Here is a 19,043-nt window from a genome sequence, read left to right on the forward strand (position 1 = left end):
CGGCTGGGTCGGACACCCCCGCAGCCTAGATCGGCAGCTTTCGGAAGATCGCGCGCGGGACGTGCCGCAGCACCATCATCACGTAGCGGAAGGCGCCCGGAGCCCACACGAGTTCCTTGCCCTTCTCGGACGCGGAGACGGCGAGCTTGGCGACGTCCTCCTTGTTCACCGTCAGCGGGGCTTCCTTCACTCCGGCGGACATGCGGGTGCGGACCTGCCCCGGCCGGATCACCAGGACACGGGGGCCGTACTCGCGCAGCGCCTCGCCGAGCCCGAGGTAGAAGCCGTCGAGACCGGCCTTGGTGGAGCCGTACACGAAGTTGGAGCGGCGCACCCGCTCACCCGCGGCGGAGGACATGGCGATGATGCGGCCGTAGCCCTGCGCCTTCATCTTCTCGCCGACGAGCACGCCGACGGACACGGCCGCGGTGTAGTTGATCTCGGCGATCTGCACGGCCTTGGCCTGGTTCTGCCACAGCTCCTCGGCATCGCCGAGCAGTCCGAACGCGACGATCGCGACGTCGACGTCGCCGGCAGGAGCGGAGCCTGCGGAGCGACCGTTCCCGGCGAGGTCCCAGGCTTGGTCGATCACCTTCGGGTGGCTACCGGTGTCGAGGGCGTTGAAGTCGATCACGTCGACCTTGGTGGCCCCGGCGGCCTTCACCTGCGCGACGGCGTCGTCGCGCAGCGGGTCGTTCGGCAGCGCCGCGAGGATCACGCGGGCCGGCGCCCTGCGCAGGTACTCCTCGACGATGGCGAGGCCGATCTCGGACGTGCCACCGAGGAGCAGCAGGGTCTGGGGGTTGCCGACGGCGTTGATCATCAGTGGAGTTCCAACCTTCTGGACATATCGGAGGCGAACACGTTGGTGGGATCGACCGAGCGGCGGATCTTGATCCATTCGCCGATGCGCGGGTACATCGCGTGGAACGTCTCGGCGGAGGTGCGCGAATCCTTGGCGGTGTAGAGGCGGCCGCCGAACTCGAGGACGCGGCGGTCGAGTTCGCGGACGAACTCGTTCAGGCCCGCCTTGATGGGGAAGTCGACGCAGATGTTCCACCCCGGGATCGGGAAGCTCAGCGGCGCCTTGTTGCCCGGGCCGAACAGCTTGAAGACATTGAGGAACGAGTAGTGCCCCGACTTCTGGATGTCGACGATGATCCTCTTGAACTCCTCGACGGCCTCCGTGGGCACCACGAACTGGTACTGCAGGAAGCCGTTCGAACCGTAGGCGCGGTTCCACTCACCGAACATGTCGAGCGGGTGGTAGAACTGCGTCAGATTCTGGACCTTGCCGCGGTAGGTGCCGGACTTGCGGTACCACAGCTCGCCGACGGCGCTGAAGGTGTACTTGTTGGCCAGGCCGTTCGGGAAGATGTCCGGGAACGTCAGCAGCGTCGGCGCGTCGAACTTCAGCGGGTTCTTCTGCAGCTTCTTCGGCAGCTGGTCGAGCTTCGCGAGCGAACCGCGGGAGACCGCCGCGCGGCCGAGCTTCGGCGGCGGTGCGACCGCGTCGAACCAGGCGCTCGAGTAGTCGTAGTTCGCCTCGCTGCCGTCGCTGTGCAGCGCGATCGTCTCGTCGAGGGTGCTGGTGACGTCGCCGTCGGCGATGAAGTACGCCGTCTCGGTGGGCGTCATCTCGATCGTGGCGCGCAGGATGATGCCGGTCAGGCCCATGCCGCCGACCGTCGCCCAGAACAGCTTGGAGTTGCGGCCGTTCGGGGTGAGGGTGCGCACCTGGCCGTCGGCCGTGAGCAGGTCCATCGACCGGACGTGGTTGCCGAAGCTGCCGGCGCTGTGGTGGTTCTTGCCGTGGATGTCCGCGCCGATGGCGCCGCCCACGGTCACCTGCCGGGTGCCCGGCAGCACCGGCACCCACAGGCCGAACGGCAGCGCCGCGCGCATCAACTGGTCCAGGTTGGCGCCCGCGTCGACGGTGACCAGACGCGATTCGCGGTCGATCGTGTGGATTCGGTCCAGCGCCGTCATGTCGACGACGAGCCCGCCCGCGTTCTGCGCCGGGTCACCGTACGAGCGGCCGAGGCCGCGGGCGATGACACCGCGGCGCAGATGCGACGGCTTGGACTCGTTCTGCTCCGCGACCCGGGCGACCGCCTGCGCGATCACCTCGACGTCGGGAGTGGACAGCACCTCCGCGGTGGTCGGGGCGGTGCGCCCCCAGCCGGTCAGAGTGCGGGTCTGGGTGGGGAGCGGCGCGGCGGCCGGCTCTGCAGCTGTCGTGGACATCGCCGTACAGGTTACCCGCCGGTCGCAGCAGCGATAGTGTGTCGGTGGCGACGTCCCCGCCCCGGCGTCCGGATTGCCGGAACCGTCCCGGTGCGTTCCGTCGCGGAGCGGGGGCGCTCGCGCCGCTCGCATAGGCTGTCGCCGTGTCCGAGCACCCGCAGCACCCGCACTGGCAGACGCAACCGGAGCACCACGCCCCCCTGCCGGTGGAGATCCCCCTCACCGACAGCACCGCCGACGAGGCGCTCGACCTGAAGACGCAGATCGTGCGGTTCGTCCTCACCGGCGGGCTGTCCGCGATCGTGGACTTCGGTCTCTACGTGCTGCTGCTGGCCGTGGGGCTGCACGTCAACGTCGCGAAGTCGCTGTCGTTCGTCGCCGGCACCACCACCGCCTACCTGATCAACCGGCGCTGGACCTTCAGGGCGGAACCGAGCCGGGCCCGGTTCGTCGCGGTGGTGATCCTGTACGCCGTCACCTACGCCGTGCAGGTCGGCATCAACTACGTGCTGTACGACGCGCTGCCCGCCGAGTGGTGGCGCGTGCCGCTCGCATTCGTCGTCGCGCAGGGCACGGCCACCGTGATCAACTTCGTGGTGCAGCGCGCCGTGATCTTCCGCCTGCGCTGATCGGTCGGCCGTGGGGGGCGAGCGAATGTATCGCTCACCTCCGTGGTCCGACGAAATGGTCCATTCGCTCGGGTCGCTCAGTCGTGCTTGGCGCGGCGGAAGGAGAAGTCCCGGTAGCCGAAGAAACTCGCCGTCGCGGTCACGAAGGTGATCACGATCTGCGCGGGGATCGGGGGGAATCCGAGGACGGACACCGCCAGCGTCATGAGCGCGAGGTTCAGCAGGAACGCGCTCAGGTTGACGGTCACGAACCGCCACAGGTCACGCAGGAAGTGACCGCGCACGCGGAACACGAGGTAGCGGTAGGTGGAGAAGGCGCACAGCACGTTGGAGGCGTAGCCCGCCACGATCGCGACGTGGTAGCCGAGGGTGTCGCCGACGGCGAGCTGCCACACGATGAACCAAGCGGTGCCCAGCGCGGTGTTGAAGGCCCCCACCAGCAGGAACGCCACGGCCTGGTTCTTGAACAGGCGCATGAGCGGGCCCGGCGCCCCCGACATCCCGCCGGGTGCGCCGGCGGGTTCGGTGACGGGATCGGGGGAGGACACCGGCTGCGCGCTCACCCGAGGTACCGCGGCAGCGACCCGGCCGCGACGGCGTCGGCCAGCGAGGGGGCCGCCCGGTCCTTGTCGGACAGCTGGTGGTGCAGGGGCGCCCCGTCGCGGCCGGTGGTGGGCCAGTCGATGCCGATCTGCGGGTCGAGGGGGTCGATCTCGTGTTCGCGGTCGGGGTTGTAGCCGGTCGAGCACAGGTAGACGACGGTCGAGCCGTCGGCCAGGGAACAGAAGGCGTGGCCGAGGCCCTCGGGGAGGAAGATCGCGCGGCGGTCGACGTCGTCGAGCAGCACCGCGTCCCACTGCCCGAAGGTGGGCGAGCCGACGCGCAGGTCGACGACGACGTCGAGCACCGCGCCGGCCGGGCAGGTGACGTACTTGGCCTGCCCGGGGGGGACGTCGGCGTAGTGGATGCCGCGCAGCACCCCGGCGGCGGAGACCGAGCAGTTGGCCTGGGCGAGGTCGAGGGCGCGTCCGGCGGCGTCGGTGAAGGTGGGCTGTTTGAACCACTCGTAGAAGACGCCGCGGTCGTCGCCGAACTGTCGGGGGGTGATCTCGTAGGCGCCGGGGATCTTCAGTTCGCGGTAGTGCACCGTCAGTGTCCTTCCCGGTCGAGCAGGTCGAGCAGGTAGCTGCCGTAGCCGGATTTGACCAGCGGCGCGGCCAGGGCGCGCAGGTCGTCGTCGGTGATGAAGCCGCGCCGCCACGCGACCTCCTCGGGGGCGCCGATCTTTAGGCCCTGGCGTTGTTCGATGGTACGGACGTAGTTGCCGGCGTCGAGCAGCGAGTCGAAGGTGCCGGTGTCGAGCCAGGCGGTGCCGCGCGGCAGGACCTCGACCTGGAGCCGGCCGGCCTCGAGGTAGGTGCGGTTGATGTCGGTGATCTCGTATTCGCCGCGGTCCGACGGGCGCAGGCCGCGGGCGATGGCGACGACGTCGTTGTCGTAGAAGTACAACCCGGGCACCGCGAAGTTCGACTTCGGGGTGGCCGGCTTCTCCTCGAGCGAGAGCGCCCGGCCCTCGGAGTCGAACTCGATCACCCCGTAGGCCCTGGGATCGGAGACGCGGTAGGCGAACACCGCGCCGCCGTCGAGGTCGGCGAACCGGGTGAGCTGGGTGCCCAGGCGGGGGCCGTAGAAGATGTTGTCGCCGAGGACGAGGGCGACGCTGCCGGTGCCGATGTGCTCGGCGCCGAGCACGAACGCCTGGGCGAGCCCGTTCGGCTCCGGCTGGACCCGGTAGGTCAGGTTCACCCCGTAGCGCGACCCGTCGCCGAGCAGGCGCTGGAACTGTGGAGCATCCTCGGGCGTGGTGATGATCAGGATGTCGCGGATCCCGGCGAGCATGAGGGTCGAGAGCGGGTAGTAGATCATCGGCTTGTCGTAGACCGGTACGAGCTGCTTGCTCACTCCCAGGGTGATCGGGTGCAGGCGGGACCCGGTGCCGCCGGCGAGAATGATTCCGCGCATGACGGGCAGTCTCCCATCCGGGGTGGACGCGGACCAGCGAACGCACCGCCGGTAGGGTTGCCGCATGCGGCTGCTCGTCACCGGCGGTGCCGGTTTCATCGGTGCGAACTTCGTGCATCGGACCGTCGCCGACCGCCCCGAGGCGCGGGTGACCGTGCTCGACAAGCTCACCTACGCCGGCAACCCGGCCTCCCTCGACCCGGTCGCCGAGAAGATCCGCTTCGTCCGCGGCGACGTCGCCGACGCGGACCTGGTCGACGCGCTGGTCGCCGAGTCGGATCTGGTGGTGCATTTCGCCGCCGAGTCGCACAACGACAACTCCCTGGCCGATCCGTCGCCGTTCGTGCAGACCAACCTGATCGGCACGTTCACCCTGCTCGAGGCGGTGCGCCGGCATTCGGTGCGGTATCACCACATCTCCACCGACGAGGTGTACGGCGATCTCGAGCTCGACGATCCGGCCCGGTTCACCGAGGCCACCGCCTACAACCCGTCGAGCCCGTACTCGTCGACCAAGGCCGGCTCGGACCTGCTGGTGCGCGCGTGGGTGCGCTCGTTCGGGGTGGCCGCGACGATCTCGAACTGCTCGAACAACTACGGCCCCTATCAGCACGTGGAGAAGTTCATCCCGCGGCAGATCACCAACGTCCTCGACGGGATCCGGCCCAAGCTGTACGGCACCGGGGCGAACGTGCGGGACTGGATCCACGTCGACGACCACAACCGGGCGGTGTGGACGATCATCGACAAGGGCGAGATCGGCCAGACCTATTTGATCGGCGCGGACGGCGAGACGAACAACCGCACCGTCGTCGAGACCATCCTCGAGCTGTGCGGTAAGGATCGGGGCGACTTCGACTTCGTCACCGACCGCCCCGGCCACGACCTGCGCTACGCCATCGACGCCACCCGCCTGCGCACCGAGCTCGGCTGGACCCCCCGCTACCGGGAGTTCCGCGAGGGCCTGGCCGCGACCATCGACTGGTACCGCACCCACGAGCACTGGTGGCGACCGCAGAAGGACGCCACCGAGCAGGCCTACGCCCGTTCCGGGGAGCGGACACTCGGCCGAGCCGAATGACCCATCGTGCGCCGGGTCGCTTCCAGCGTGGCGGCGATGCCGGCCGGGAGGGGCCGATGGCTGCGGCGGTCCAGCTCGGTCCACACGAGCGACCGTAACCGCAGGTCCCGCCCTTGCACCGACGCGAGCGGTGAGGACGCGAGCACGACGTTGGGGCGGCGGCGGAAGACGGTCCGGCACGCGCCGAGGATCGCGCCGATCGTCACCGACCGGCCGGACGCGAAGATCTTGGTGCTCACCCCGCCCGATTCGGCTTCCGCCCGCGCCAGGGCGTCGGCAACCATCTCCGCCGCGTCGGAGATGTAGAGGTAGTCCCGCAGGGTGTCCATCGAGACGTAGATCGAGACCGGTGCCCCGGTGAGATAGCCGCGGCACAGGTGGGAGATGAGACCCTGCGGCTTGGCGAGATTCTGCCCCGGCCCGTAGAGGTTCGCGAAGCGGCCGATCACCGCGGTGGCGCCCGTCGCCCCGGCGAAGTCGGTGACGACGGCCTCGGCGGCCAGCTTGGCGTGTCCGTAGAGACCGAGCGGGGCCGTGGGGCTGTGCTCGGAGTGGGGTGCGCCCGGCGCGGCCGCGTACACACCGCCTGCCGACGAGGCGTGGAACACCGTCCCGTGCTCGGCGCTGCCGCCGGCTGCGTGCGCCAGTCCGTCGAGCACGTCGCGCAGCAGAGCGTTCTCGGCCGCGAATGCTTCCGCCGTCGTGCCGTTCACCCCGGCGCCGGCGCACCACGCGACCCGCCACGGCCCACCACCGGTGGCGCGGACGAACCGGTCCGCGTCGGCCAGCAACACGTTGCGGGCCTGCTCCGGCTCCTCCCAAGGCACCACGCTCGTCGCCACCGGGACGTCGCGGCGGTGCAGCTCCCGGGTCACCCACGAGCCGAGCAGTCCGCCACTTCCGACGACCCACGTCGGCGCCGGCACGGCTACCCGCTCCGGAACGATTCGAGGTCGGGATACCGCTGTGTGCGGGCCAGCGGACCGGAGCCGGGATCGCTGACGATCAGGTACGGCGGTTTGCCCATCGCCGTCTTCACCGCCACCCCCACGTACTCGGCGATGACTCCGAGGGAGAACAGGACGGCGCCGAATCCCAGCAGCAGGATGACCGTCGTCGAGGCCCAGCCCTGCACCGGGAAACGGTTGCCGAGGAACAGGTAGGACACCAGCACCCACACCGCCCACAGGATCCCGCCCACGGCCAGGACCACGCCCAGCAGGCTCACCATCCGCAGGCCCTTGGTTCCGCTCGACAGCACCATCCGCCAGAAATGCGACAGCAGAGTGCGCAGCCGGTAGCCGGACGCACGTCCCTGCTCCTCCCGCAGGGCGACCGGGCTCGTGCTCACCTTGCCTGCGATCCACCCCAGCGCGACGTCGAGGTAGACCTCGGAACCCGCGTAGGCGGCGAGGGAACGTCCCACCTCGCCCAGCACCAGACGGAAACTCTGGTAATCGGGGCTGTCGGGCACGGACAGCACCCGGGCCAGGAACCACTTGGATCCCTTGGAGGCCACGTTGCGCAGCAGGCCGTGCGGTGCCGCGTTCGTCGGTTTGGCGTATACGACGGTCGCGCCCTCGTCGAGCGCGGTGTCGAGCAGCCCGCCGATGGCGGCGGGATCGTGCTGACCGTCCTCGTCGAGGGTGACGATCCACTCGCCGCCACTCGACGCCATGCCCGCGAGCGTCGCCGGATGCTGGCCGAAGTTCCGGCTGAGCCACACCCCGGCGACGAAGGGGTACTTCGCGGCCAGCTCCCGGATGACGCGGGCCGAGTCGTCGGGGCCGTTGTCGTGGACGAGCAGGACCTCCTCGACCACCATGGGACGGCCGCCGGGGGTCAATGTCACCTCGGTCCACGGAACGATCTGCTCGAGCAGGTCACCCAGAGTGTGTTCGCCCTGATAGACCGGCACGACGACCGACACGCGGTGTGGCGTGCCCACCCCCGGCCGGTCGTCGCTGCTCACAAGTCGGGAGTGTATACGCCGGGTGGGGCTGTTTTCGGGTGCGGGCCGTGCCGATGTACGGTGGCGCCGTCAGTCGGCCCGCCACGAGCGCCGGGCGTGCGTTCGAGGACGGGATGAGCAGCAGTGACGAGGCCGAAACTGTCCGTGGTGATTCCGGCCTACAACAATGCGCCGTTCATCGAGGCGACGGTCGAGTCCGTGCTCGGGCAGGACTTCGAGGATTTCGAACTGATCATCGCCGATCACAGTTCGACCGACGGCACCGCGGACCTGCTCGGCAAGTACGCCGGCGACCGGCGCGTGACCCTGTTGTCGACTCCGACGGGCGGTGGTGCGCCCCGGAACTGGCAGCGCGTGACGGCCGAGGCCGCGGGCGAGTACGTCAAGCTGGTGTGCGGCGACGACCTGCTGTATCAGGGGGCCCTGTCGGCCCAGGTGGCGGCCCTGGACGCGCACCCGTCGGCGGTGGCGGTGGCGTCGCAGCGGGACATTCTCGACGCGCGAGGCGCGAAGATGATCGGCGGACGCGGTCTCCAGGGACTGTCGGGCCTGGTGCCGGGCGGGGAGGCGATCCGGCGCACCGTGCGGCTGGGCACGAACGTGTTCGGTGAGCCGATGTGCGTGACGATGCGCCGCGATGTCCTCGAGCGGGCCGGCGGATGGGACGGTCGTTTCCCCTACCTGATCGACATGGCCTCCTACACGAAGGTGCTGTTCCACGGCGACCTGTATGCCCTGCGGCAGGTCGTCGGCGGTTTCCGGGTCAGTGCCGGTCAGTGGAGCGTGGCCCTCGTCGCCGAGCAGGCCCGGCAGGCGAAGGCCTATCACCGGTGGGTGTCCGAACAACTGCCCGGCGGGCTCCGGGCGGCCGACGTGTGGCAGGGGAATCGCCGCGCCGAACTCGCCGCGCTTCAGCGGCGGGTGTTCTACACCGTCTTCCGGTCGCGTCTCAGCCCACGGTAGCCGCCGGTACGGGCGCCGCGGCCTCCTCCGGATTCTCCCGTCGCGCCTTCCGCCGGTCTCTCAGGTACAGCAGCTGCATCGCCGCGGCGCCCGCGATGCCGAGGCCCAGGCCGGCGAACCCGGCTCCCTGGCCCGGCGGTGTCCAGCGCACGACGAGCTCGCCGTCCTCGGTGCCGGCGGGGATGTCCACCGCGAGGAACATGCCGTCCACCGAGCGCGGTTCCAGAGGCCGGCCGTCCAGCGTGGCCGAGTAGCCGGGCCAGTTCAGGCGTCCGAAGACGACGCGTCCGCCGTCCACCGAGTTCACGCGGACCCGGCTCGTCGCGTAGTCCTCGGAGACCGAGGTGGCGGTGACCCCCTCCGTGAAGGAGATGCGTCCGTTCCGGCCGCTGATCGGTCCGGCGAGCCGTTCGAGGATCACCGCGTCCACAGCGTCCGCGGACCCGGACGGCGACTGCACCCACCGCCAGCCGGGCGGCGCCGGCTCCGAGTCGGCGTCCGGGTACTGCCGGCGCTGCAGCACCACCCGATCCACGAGCATCAGGTCCACGTACGTCCGGTCGGTGCTCGATTCGGTGGCGAACGCGGCGCCGAACGCGTCGTCGCAGCTCGAGCCGTCGTGCCGCATGCACAGGTGGAAGGCGAACTCCTCGAAGCCGATGGGGGTGTAGGCGTTGACGTACGTCTCGTCGAGGGACTTGGCGAAATTGCCGAACACGAGGGAGCGGTAGACACCCTGCGGATTCGCGGTCCACGGCAGCACCAGTTCGCGGTCGGCGAGCTGCAGCGTGGTGCCCGGCCGGTCCGGAAAGTTCTCCTTCGCGACCGACTGCCGGGCCGGCAGATCCCACGCGAGCGGGTGCGGTGTCGTCGACGCCACCTGGAAGTACACGACGGGCAGCGCCGAGAGCAGCAGGATCGCCGCCACCGCCCGGTCACCGGCGCGGAGCGCGACCCACAGGACGGCGGCCCCGACGAGGAGGACGGCGCCCGCCCACAGCAGGTGACGGTTCATGAACTCGGGGGACGAGGACCCGGAGCGCAGGGTCATCAGCAGCACGAGCGTGGCCGCCGCGCCCGCCCGCACCCGCATCCTGCGGAGCGTGCCGTGGCGGCTGATCAGCACGCACACCACCACGAGTGTCGCGAGAGCGAACATCGGCAGCAGCCGCGCCGGCCAGCGCAACGGCCCCATCACGCTGGGGCCGGCCGTCGCCATGAGCATGGCGACGAGGAAGATCAGCGCGCCGGCGAGGCTGCGCACGGACCGGTGCACGGTCTTCCAGTCCACGAAGGCGAGCGCGGGGACGGCGAACCAGGCGATGTAGGTGACGGGGAACGGCTGCACCTCCCCGAACCAGGCTTCGATGCCCGGCAGCGCGGAGGGGATGCCGGAGTTGAGGGTGTCCGACCAAGGTGCCGTGAGGAAGTTGTCGTTCTGGAAGCCCTGGTCGGAGCGCCAGGTGACGGAGCTGGACAGCGCCCCGGGCAGGTAGGTGATCAACCCGCCCGCGGCGGCGCAGCTCGCGACCACCGCCAGCCGCAGCGAGGGCCGCCACGAGTGCCGATGGATCCGTTCGCCGATCATGAGGCAGCCCGTGAGGATCCCGGCGACGAGCGCGGGAAAGACGTAGCCGACGCTGACGGCGAGGTACAGGAACACGAACGCCGGCAGGGGACCGGAGCGTCCGCGCAGGTAGCGGAGCGAACTGGCCCACGCCTGGGCCACCCACGCCGACCCGGTGAGGGCCGTGACCCAGGTCGCCTGGTCGAAGAAGAGCGCGAACCCGGTGAACGGGACGGCGGCGCCGACCACCGCCGCCCACGTCGCGCGAGCGCCGTACTCCAGGCAGATCCGGTACACGCCCAGCGCTAGGACGACGGAGAACGCCCACTTCACGCCAGTCGAGAGCAGCACCATGTTGTCGACGGACGGCGCGATCAGGTTGACGAGCAGCTGCGGCGGATTCCAGAGGCCGCCCTGCCCCTCGACCGGGTAGTTCCCGGCCATCCACTGTTCCGGCACGAGGCTCGGAAGCTGTCCGGTCCGCAGGATCCGGCCGAGGAAGATCCAGTTCGGTACCGCACCCGATTCCGTGTCGTCGGTGTAGAACCATCGATCGTCGGCCGCCAGGATCACCAGGTAGGTGACCGTCACCATCGCTGCCACTGCGGCACCCCACGTCCGGCGCTGCCGCCGCGTCGTCACCGCGGGCACGACGGCGGAGGTCACATGTGCTCCAGAGGTCGGGGACGGGGCTGGCCGGAGGCCAGGGACGAGGCTGGCCAGAGGCCAAGGATAACGGGGGTGGGCCGGGCGACGACCGGCCGGGCGCGGGGGTGGATCCGCGGGGACGTCGGCCGGTCCCCGGTCCGTTGGTAGCCTGGGACGAGTTGTGTCCTGGGGGGCAGCAAGGTTCCGAAAGGTGTTTCGACGGATGGACAAGGCCGAATTCGCTGCGATCGAACCGACGGGAGGGGTCGGCACCGCAGCTGACGGTTCGTCCGTTACGGGGCGCCCCGCGACCCGTCCGACCGCTCAGCGTGCGCTGTTCGCGGGGCCGTCTCCGCTGGTCAGCGACGACATGTACGTCACCGTCAAGGGGACCGTCGACCGTGAGCGGACCAGGGTGCGTCTCGGCCGCCGGAGCCGTGTCGAAACGGACACCTACTTCGGCAGATTCCCCGCCAGCTACTGGCAGCGCTGGACCGCCGTCACCGAGGTCGAGTTCGTCGCCGAGGTCGACGGGGACGGCCGCATCGAACTGGTCGCCACCGATGCCCGGGGCCGGCGACGGATCGTCGCCACGACCGCCGTGTCGTCGAACGGCGCGCCCGCGACGGTGACGGTGTCCACCCCGATCGACCGGTTCGTCGACGGCGGTGCCCTGTTCGCACGGATCTCCACCGGCTCCGGCGAACTGGCCGTCGAGAACGCCCGGTGGACGGTGCCGGCACCGAAGTCCCTGCGGCCGGCCGCCGTCGTCATCTGCACCTTCAACCGCGCCGACGACTGCGCGGCGACGCTGGCCGCCATGGCGGACGACCCGATCGCGCTGGCCGACGTGCAGTCGGTGTACGTGATCGATCAGGGCAACGACCGGGTGGAGACTCGGCAGGAGTTCCAGCGCGTCGCCTCCGAACTCGGCGACAAGCTCGTCTACATCACACAGCCCAACCTGGGCGGCGCCGGCGGATTCACCCGCGGCCTGTACGAGGTCGCCGGCTCCGCGCGGAACCCCGGAGCCAACATCGTGTTCATGGACGACGACGTCCTGTGCGAACCGGAGGCGGTGGTCCGGCTCAACATGTTCGCGAACTGCACCGTCGAGCCCGCGATCGTCGGCGCGCAGATGCTGTACCTGCTGCATCCCGACCGGGTCCACGTCGGGGCCGAGGTCGCAGACCTGCAGCGGCTCCAGGCCGGGCTGGAGGTGAAGAACGCGCTCGCGGACAAGAGCACGCTGAAGAAGCAGCAGGACATCCGGGTCGACGCCGGCTACAACGGGTGGTGGTCGTGCCTGATCCCGTCGGAGGTCGTGGAGAAGGTCGGTTATCCGCTGCCCCTGTTCTTCCAGTGGGACGACATCGAGTACGGCTACCGCTCGCGGGCGAACGGCGTCGCGACCGTCACGCTGCCCGGTGCCGCGGTGTGGCACGCGGATTTCGCGTGGAAGGACTGGGACGAGTGGCACCGCTACTTCAACCTCCGCAACGCCATGATCACCGCGGCCCTGCACACCGAACTCGACGGCAAGGCACTCGCCAAGCAGTTGCGGACCGACCTGTTCCGGTACCTCGTCTCGATGCAGTACGGGATGGCCTTCACCCTGATCAAGGCCGTCGAGGACTTCCTGCGGGGGCCCGAGTTCCTGCACGACGGCGGCATGGAGGCGGCGGCCGCCATCCGGCGCGAGCGCGCGGAATACGGTGAGACCATCCGCCACAACGCGAACAACGTGCCGGGCCTGCGTCCGGCCGACATGTTCATCACCCCGGCCGGCCCGTACCCGCGCAAGAGCCTCGAGTGGGCGGTACTGGCCAAGCGCACCCTCAACCAGTGGCGCGGTCGCCTCCCGGCGCATCCGGTCGCCATCCCGTCGTCGGATGCGCACTGGTGGCACGTGTCGCTGTTCTCGCACGCCGTGGTCACCGACGCGTCCCAGGAAGGGGTCCGCGTGCGCAAGCGGGACAAGGAGCGGGCCGTCGCGCTGCTCCGGCGCGGTGTGCGCGCGCTGCAGGCCTTGAAGAAGGAGACCCCCGCGGTGTCCTTGCGGTATCGCGAGGCCATGCCGCAGCTGACCAGCCGGGAGAACTGGGCCCGCCTGTACGGGAAGTAGCCGATGGCCGATCGGACCACGGCGTGCGCGCGGGATGCTGTCCTCATCGCACTGCTGGGTTCGATCGTCGCAGCGTTGGGCACCGGGCGGCCCTCCTTCTGGTACGACGAGCTGGCCACCCTCTCGGTGGCGCAGCGCTCCCGCGTCGACCTGGACCGGGTGCTCGGTAACGTCGACATCGTCCACGGCCTCTACTACGTGGCGATGCGGTACTGGTTCGCCGTCTTCGGGGCTTCGGAATTCTCGGCGCGGCTGCCGAGCGTCCTGGCCGTGGGCGCCGCGGCCGGGGGTGTGGTCGTGCTGGGCTGGAAACTCGCCGACCGGCGGCTGGGCGTGCTCGCGGGTGTCGTCTTCCTGCTGCTGCCGCGCGTGACGTGGGCTGCGGTCGAGGCCCGCAGCTATGCCCCGTCCGCGGCCGCCGCCGTATGGCTGACCGTGCTGCTGCTCGTGGCGTGCGAGTCGGGCCGGGTCCGATGGTGGCTGGTGTACGCCGCTGTGCTCGCACTGTCGGTGGTGCTGTTCCTGTACACGGTCGCGCTGATACCGGCCCATCTGATCACCGTGGCGTTGCGGGGTGACCTGCGGCGCCGCGGACTCACGTGGCTGGGGGCGGTCGTGGCGGGGTCGGCGGCGGCGAGCCCGCTCGTGCTGGAGGCGTTCGCCCAGGCGGGGCAGACCACGTGGATTCCGCCGCTCGACCGGAACCTGCCGCGGATCGTGTGGGAGTACCAGTGGTTCGTGGGCGCCCCCTGGTTCGCGGCGGCATTCACGGTCCTGGTCGTCGTGGGGCTCGTAGCGTCTGTGCGGCGACGCATGCGGGCGCAGCGGCACGGTGTTCTCGCGGTGGCCGTGCCGTGGATCGTCGTGCCGATGGCGATGCTCGTGGCGTACTCGCTCGTCGCGTCCCCGGTCTACCTGGACCGGTATCTGACGTTCACGACGCCGGCGGTAGCCCTCATCGGTGCGGTCTCCGTCGCCGCCGTGGCCGTGCGGCCGTGGGTGACGGTCGGTGTCACCGGTGCGCTGGTGCTGCTGACCGTGCCGTCGTTCGTCGCGCAGCGCTCCCCGTGGTCCGACCCCAGCGGCATGGACTTCAGCACGGTCAACCGCGACGTCGCCGGCCGGCTGGCGCCGGGCGACTGTGTGCTGTTCGGCGGCGCCGCATGGAACCCGGCGTCGCAGCGGCTGGTGCAGACCGCGCGCCCGGACACGTTCGCGGGGACCCGCGACCTGGGGCTCGGACGGACCGCGGCCGCCGAGGGCTGGCTGTGGGACGAGAATCTCCCGTTCCAGGCTGTCGCGGGGCAGTTGCCAACGTGCGAGGTGGTGTGGTTCTTCGCGGACGCCGAGCGGACGATCGAGCAGCGGGTCTATCACACGTCGAATCAGTGGTGGACGCTTCCACCGCACCGGTTCGAGTCGACCCCGGAGTACGCCGGGCTCGTGCATGCCGGTTTCCGGATCGACGAGCGCCGGCAGTTCAATGTCAGCCAGGTGATCCGTTTCGTGCGGTGACGGTTCACCGCAGTTGCACGACGACCTGCTCGTTGTCGGCCGTGTAGGCGAGGTACTCGAACGCCGTACCGGTGCGCGCGACGAACTCGGTCCACGCCCGGTACTCGTGCCGCTGCCAGCCGGGATAGTTGAAGAACTCGTCGAACACCAGCACGGTGCCGGGCACCAGGCGGTCCTCGAGCAGGTCGAGCACCGTCGTCGTGGACGAGTAGAGGTCGGCGTCGAGGTGGACGAACGCGACGTCGCCGGGATGTGCGGCGAGGAAGCGGGGAAGGGTGTCGGCGAACAGGCCGGGCACCAGCTCGGCGCCGGGCACGTCGGGCGGGGTGTCCTGCGCGAACTCCCCGGCGGGGAACCCGCTGCGCCATGCCTCCGGCAGTCCGGTGAAGACGTCGAACCCGAACACCGGGTGGTCCGCGCCCAACACGTCGGCGACGATCCGCAACGTGGTGCCCGACGCGACCCCGAACTCGAGGGCCAGGCCGGGCCGGGACACCCGGTCGAGCGCGAACCGCAGGGTGTCGTGCGGGGTGCCGAGGACCGCGGCGGTGGGCATGTTCGCGACCGCGAACGCCGCGGCGGTGTCGGTCGCGGCGCGGTCCATCGCATAGCGCAGGTCGCGGCGCTGCCGGTGCTCGAGATCGGCGACGCGCTCCCGGAGTAGGCCCACCTCCGAACGGGTCTGTGCGAGCTCGGCCAGTACCTGCCGCAGCTCCGCGGTGGTCGCGGTCAGCTCGGCGAGAATCCGGTCGTGGTGGTTCTCCTGCAGCTCGCGGGTGCGTCGCGCCGAGAGGTCGACGACTTCGGCGACGGCACGCTGCAGCTTGCCCCGGGTCGTCGCCCGCCAACGCCCCAGCATCGCGCCCTCCCGTGCCCGTCGAGACCTAGCCCCGAACCTAGACAGTGGGCCGATAGGGCGCAATCGCGCCCTCCCACCCGGCCGAATGTCACATTGCGCCGGTTCCATCGACGCAATGTGACATTCGGCCCGATAGTCGGTCCCTCACACAGGCCGCTCGAACCGTTCCTGCCGGCCCAGCTTGCGCAGCCGCACCCATTCGCGGAGCGCGGCAGGGTCCCGGCGGCTGACGAGGAAGTACCAGCCGAACCGCACCCATTCCTGTGGCAGCAACCGGCGGAGACCGGGCTGTGAGAGCAGGTAGCCGCGGTTGCGGTAGGTGAAGAACCGCTTCGTGTCGTTGTCCGGGTACTGGGTGTGCATCCGGCCGCCGAGGATCGGCTTGAACTCGTCGGCGCCGTTGGGGTGCAGATAGGCGGTGCGCAGGCAGGTGCCGAACCGCAGACCCGAGCGGACCAGGCGACGGTGCACCTCCACCTCGTCGCCGCGCACGAACAGCCGCAGGTCCGGCACGCCCACCGCGTCGATCGCGGCGGCGGTGAACAGGGCGCCGTTGAACAGCGACGCGATGCCCGGCAACAGATCGTCGCTCTCGACGTCGCCGAGTTCGCTGCGGTGACGACGCCACGCCACGCCCCGGCGCAACGGGAACGCGAGACGGTCGGGGTCGTCGATGTCGCACACCACCGGCGACACCTCCGCCAGGCCGTGCCGCTGCGCGCACTCGAGCAATGTCGCGAGGACATCGGGGCCCTCCGGGCGGCCGTCGTCGTCGGCGAGCCACACCCGGTCCGCACCGAGCGACAGCGCGTACAGCATGCCCAGGGCGAAGCCACCGGCGCCGCCGAGGTTGTGCTTGGACCCGAGGTAGCTGGTGGGCAGGGGGCACGATTCGACGAGGTCGCGCACGGCCTCCTCGTCGGCGTTGTCGACGACCACCAGGTGGTCGAGCGGCCGGGTCTGGGCGCTCAGGACCTTCAGCGACTGTGCCAGCTGCTCGCGCCGCCGGTGGGTGACCACCACCCCGACGATGCGTTCGCTCACGCCGAGCGCTCCTGCGGCAGCCCCTGCTCGCGTTCCAGCTCGGCGATGACGTGATGCACATGGTCGGCCGCGTCGTCGCCCTCGTAGGCGCGCACGACCTCCTCGATGCCGCCCTCCATGCGGATCTGCCCGTGGTCGATCCACAGCGCGCGCTCGCACAGTTGCGCGAGGAACTCGTTGGAGTGGCTGGCGAAGACGAGGATGCCGGAGCGTTCCACGAGCTTCTGCAGGCGCACCCGCGCCTTCTTCATGAAGTCGGCGTCGACCGCGCCGATGCCCTCGTCGAGCAGCAGGATCTCGGGGTCGATGCTGGTGACCACGCCCATCGCGACGCGGACCCGCATGCCGGTCGAATACGTGCGCAGCGGCATGTTCAGGTACTCGCCGAGCTCGGTGAACTCGGCGATCTCGTCCATCTTCGCGAGCATCTGCTTGCGGGTCTGACCGAGGAACAGCCCGCGGATGATGATGTTCTCGTAGCCGGAGATCTCCGGGTCCATGCCCACGCCGAGGTCGAACACCGGCGCGACGCGGCCCCGAATCCGGGCGCTGCCGCGCGTGGGCTCGTAGATCCCCGCCAGCAGCCGCAGCAGTGTGGACTTGCCGGCGCCGTTGTGACCGACGAGGCCGATGCGGTCGCCTTCCTTCAGCGACAGGGTGATGTCGCGCAGCGCCTCCACCACCACCACGTCGGAGTTGTTGCGGCCGATCGAACCGCCGGCCTTGCCGAGGAACGCCTTCTTCAGCGACCGGGTCTTCGCGTCGAAGATCGGGAAGTCGACGCACGCGCCGCGCGTCTCGATGCTCACATGTTCGGTCATGATGACGGCCCCTTAGACCCAGTAGGGCACGCGGGCCCGGTACTTACGCAGCGCCAGCAGCGCCAGTCCCCAGCCGGCCACGGTGATCGCCAGCACGATGTACCAGTGGTAGGCCTGCTGGTCCTGGCCGATCATCGGCGCCCGGATGATGTCGAGGTAGTGGAACAGCGGGTTGATCTCGGCCAGCTTGACGCGCTGGGCGGCCTGCCCGCCCTGCGCCTCGAGGCTCTGCGTCGTCCACATGATCGGGGTGAGCACGAACAGCAGCAGTGTGAGGCTGGACAGGATCGGGGCGATGTCGCGGTAGCGGGTGGCGAAGATGCCGAACAGGATCGCCACCCAGACGGCGTTGAGCACGATCAGGCCCAGCGCCGGGATCGCCGCGAGGGACGTCCAGGTCAGGTCTCGCCACACTCCGAAGGCGAAGATCATGATCACGTAGATCACGAGATTGTGGGCGAAGAACAGCAACTGCCGCCACACGAGCCGGTAGATGTGCACGCTCAGCGCCGACGGCAACTGCTTGATCAGGCCCTCGTTGGCGATGAACACCTCCGAGCCCTCCAGGATGGAGGCGCTGATCATGTTCCAGACGATCAGTCCGACCGTCACGTACGGCAGGAACTCGTCGAGCGGAATGTCCAGCAGCGCGGCGTACAGGATGCCGATGGCGGTGGCCTGGACACCGGTGGCGATGGTGATCCAGAACGGACCGATGACCGAGCGCCGGTAGCGCTGCTTGATGTCCTGCCAGGCCAGGCTGAGCCACAGCTCGCGCTGGGCGAAGCCGTCGCGCAGATCCTTCAGGCCGCGCCGGAAGGTCTGCGAATCCGACACCACCGGAGAGTCCGCGGCGGTGGGCTCGGGATCGAGGGCAGAAGCTGACACGAGGTCCGAGCCTACCGGGGATCGTGGTCGGGCCGTCGCTACAGGTACTGACCGGTACCCGGGGCACCCGGTCCCGGGCCGTGCCGTTCGTCGGGGCGCGGTCCGCCCCCCAGCATGCCCGGCGGCAGCGCACCCTGACGCATCTGCTCGAGCTGCGCCCGCGCCGCCATCTGCTGCGCGAACAGTGCCGTCTGGATGCCGTGGAACAGGCCCTCGAGCCAACCGACGAGCTGAGCGTGCGCGATCCGCAGCTCCGCGTCGGACGGCACCTCGTCCTGACCGAAGGGCAACGCGAGCCGTTGGAGTTCCTCGCGCAGTTCCGGGGCGAGGCCCTCGCCGAGCTCCTGGATGGAGGACTGGTGGATCTCGCGCAGACGGGCACGGCTCGCATCGTCGAGCGGCGCGGCGCGGACCTCCTCGAGCAGCTGCTTGATCATGGTGCCGATCCGCATGACCTTCGCCGGCTGCTCGACCATGTCGGCGAGCGACTCGGCGTCATCCGGCTTCTCCTGGGGCTCGGCGGCGGACTCCCGCGGATCACCGGAGGCGGTACCGTCGCGCTGGACCGCGACGGGATTGCCGTCGGGTCCGATCACGAGGACGTGCTCATTCTCCGAATGCGTCATGGTTCCATCTTGTCCTCTCGCCGGTGCCGTTGCCGA

At 69.9% G+C, this 19,043-nt stretch carries 18 protein-coding genes; 5 read left to right on the plus strand and 13 right to left on the minus strand.

Going from position 1 to position 19,043, the window contains the following annotated elements; all coding sequences use genetic code 11:
• Positions 1 to 25: 25 nt before the first annotated feature.
• Both HFP48_RS01620 and HFP48_RS01625 read right to left on the minus strand, forming a co-directional pair.
• Entirely contained in the window at positions 26 to 823 is a 798-nt protein-coding gene (locus HFP48_RS01620) for a decaprenylphospho-beta-D-erythro-pentofuranosid-2-ulose 2-reductase (RefSeq protein ID WP_168578916.1), read from the minus strand.
• Positions 823 to 2,247, minus strand: a complete 1,425-nt coding sequence (locus HFP48_RS01625; RefSeq protein ID WP_006932747.1) for an FAD-binding oxidoreductase — start codon at positions 2,245 to 2,247, stop codon at positions 823 to 825. The genes HFP48_RS01620 and HFP48_RS01625 overlap by 1 nt, the downstream gene beginning before the upstream one ends.
• Positions 2,248 to 2,453: 206 nt before the next feature.
• On the opposite strand from HFP48_RS01625, the gene HFP48_RS01630 reads away from it, so the two are divergent.
• Positions 2,454 to 2,876 (plus strand): GtrA family protein, encoded by a 423-nt coding sequence (locus HFP48_RS01630; protein WP_006932748.1) that lies wholly within the window; start codon positions 2,454 to 2,456, stop codon positions 2,874 to 2,876.
• A gap of 77 nt (positions 2,877 to 2,953) precedes the next feature.
• Here the strand turns inward: HFP48_RS01630 and HFP48_RS01635 are convergent, their stop codons facing one another.
• The 3 genes from HFP48_RS01635 to rfbA are packed head-to-tail and all read right to left on the minus strand — an operon-like array spanning position 2,954 to position 4,898.
• Positions 2,954 to 3,439 carry a GtrA family protein gene (locus HFP48_RS01635; RefSeq protein WP_029547036.1) on the minus strand — a complete coding sequence of 162 codons (486 nt, stop codon included), beginning with the start codon at positions 3,437 to 3,439 and terminating at the stop codon, positions 2,954 to 2,956.
• On the minus strand, positions 3,436 to 4,023 hold the full coding sequence (rfbC, locus tag HFP48_RS01640) for a dTDP-4-dehydrorhamnose 3,5-epimerase (protein ID WP_006932752.1): 588 nt from the start codon (positions 4,021 to 4,023) through the stop codon (positions 3,436 to 3,438). Before rfbC ends, HFP48_RS01635 begins: the two co-directional genes overlap by 4 nt.
• Positions 4,024 to 4,025: 2 nt before the next feature.
• Positions 4,026 to 4,898 (minus strand): glucose-1-phosphate thymidylyltransferase RfbA, encoded by an 873-nt coding sequence (gene rfbA, locus HFP48_RS01645; RefSeq protein WP_006932754.1) that lies wholly within the window; start codon positions 4,896 to 4,898, stop codon positions 4,026 to 4,028.
• Positions 4,899 to 4,962: 64 nt separating this feature from the next.
• Between rfbA and rfbB the strand changes: the two genes are divergently transcribed.
• A complete protein-coding gene (rfbB, locus tag HFP48_RS01650) occupies positions 4,963 to 5,979 on the plus strand; it encodes a dTDP-glucose 4,6-dehydratase (protein WP_168578917.1) in 1,017 nt (338 codons plus the stop codon).
• Here rfbB and HFP48_RS01655 read toward each other — a convergent pair.
• Together HFP48_RS01655 and HFP48_RS01660 are read right to left on the minus strand one after the other, a co-directional pair.
• On the minus strand, positions 5,937 to 6,905 hold the full coding sequence (locus HFP48_RS01655; protein ID WP_006932758.1) for an NAD(P)-dependent oxidoreductase: 969 nt from the start codon (positions 6,903 to 6,905) through the stop codon (positions 5,937 to 5,939). The two genes, rfbB and HFP48_RS01655, sit on opposite strands and share 43 nt — an antisense overlap.
• Before the next feature lie 2 nt (positions 6,906 to 6,907).
• The gene (locus HFP48_RS01660; RefSeq protein ID WP_029547039.1) at positions 6,908 to 7,909 is read right to left on the minus strand and encodes a glycosyltransferase family 2 protein; all 1,002 of its coding nucleotides are present in this window, start codon (positions 7,907 to 7,909) and stop codon (positions 6,908 to 6,910) included.
• A gap of 165 nt (positions 7,910 to 8,074) precedes the next feature.
• Here HFP48_RS01660 and HFP48_RS01665 point away from each other — a divergent pair, with 165 nt between their 5' ends.
• Positions 8,075 to 8,914: a glycosyltransferase family 2 protein gene (locus HFP48_RS01665; protein WP_168578918.1), complete on the plus strand. Its 840-nt coding sequence runs from the start codon at positions 8,075 to 8,077 to the stop codon at positions 8,912 to 8,914.
• On the opposite strand, the gene HFP48_RS01670 is transcribed toward HFP48_RS01665, so the two are convergent.
• Positions 8,901 to 11,147, minus strand: a complete 2,247-nt coding sequence (locus HFP48_RS01670) for a YfhO family protein (protein ID WP_168578919.1) — start codon at positions 11,145 to 11,147, stop codon at positions 8,901 to 8,903. The genes HFP48_RS01665 and HFP48_RS01670 overlap by 14 nt on opposite strands.
• Positions 11,148 to 11,352: 205 nt before the next feature.
• Between HFP48_RS01670 and HFP48_RS01675 the strand changes: the two genes are divergently transcribed.
• Both HFP48_RS01675 and HFP48_RS01680 read left to right on the plus strand, forming a co-directional pair.
• Positions 11,353 to 13,254 carry a glycosyltransferase gene (locus HFP48_RS01675; protein WP_072633980.1) on the plus strand — a complete coding sequence of 634 codons (1,902 nt, stop codon included), beginning with the start codon at positions 11,353 to 11,355 and terminating at the stop codon, positions 13,252 to 13,254.
• A 3-nt stretch (positions 13,255 to 13,257) separates the two neighbouring features.
• Complete coding sequence (locus tag HFP48_RS01680; protein ID WP_168578920.1) at positions 13,258 to 14,769, plus strand: glycosyltransferase family 39 protein; 1,512 nt, start codon at positions 13,258 to 13,260, stop codon at positions 14,767 to 14,769.
• Between the two features lie 4 nt (positions 14,770 to 14,773).
• Here HFP48_RS01680 and HFP48_RS01685 read toward each other — a convergent pair whose 3' ends face one another.
• The 5 genes from HFP48_RS01685 to HFP48_RS01705 form a co-directional block, all read right to left on the minus strand.
• Complete coding sequence (locus HFP48_RS01685) at positions 14,774 to 15,628, minus strand: class I SAM-dependent methyltransferase (protein ID WP_168578921.1); 855 nt, start codon at positions 15,626 to 15,628, stop codon at positions 14,774 to 14,776.
• Positions 15,629 to 15,772: 144 nt separating this feature from the next.
• Entirely contained in the window at positions 15,773 to 16,672 is a 900-nt protein-coding gene (locus HFP48_RS01690; protein ID WP_043796752.1) for a glycosyltransferase family 2 protein, read from the minus strand.
• Positions 16,669 to 17,493: an ABC transporter ATP-binding protein gene (locus HFP48_RS01695; protein ID WP_029547044.1), complete on the minus strand. Its 825-nt coding sequence runs from the start codon at positions 17,491 to 17,493 to the stop codon at positions 16,669 to 16,671. The genes HFP48_RS01690 and HFP48_RS01695 overlap by 4 nt, the downstream gene beginning before the upstream one ends.
• Positions 17,494 to 17,505: 12 nt before the next feature.
• Positions 17,506 to 18,381, minus strand: coding sequence for an ABC transporter permease (locus HFP48_RS01700; RefSeq protein WP_006932781.1), 876 nt, complete (start codon positions 18,379 to 18,381; stop codon positions 17,506 to 17,508).
• A gap of 38 nt (positions 18,382 to 18,419) precedes the next feature.
• Positions 18,420 to 19,007 (minus strand): bacterial proteasome activator family protein, encoded by a 588-nt coding sequence (locus tag HFP48_RS01705; protein ID WP_029547045.1) that lies wholly within the window; start codon positions 19,005 to 19,007, stop codon positions 18,420 to 18,422.
• Positions 19,008 to 19,043: the final 36 nt, after the last annotated feature.

It is taken from the genome of Rhodococcus sp. DMU1, assembly GCF_012272955.1.
Taxonomy (GTDB): domain Bacteria; phylum Actinomycetota; class Actinomycetes; order Mycobacteriales; family Mycobacteriaceae; genus Rhodococcus; species Rhodococcus aetherivorans.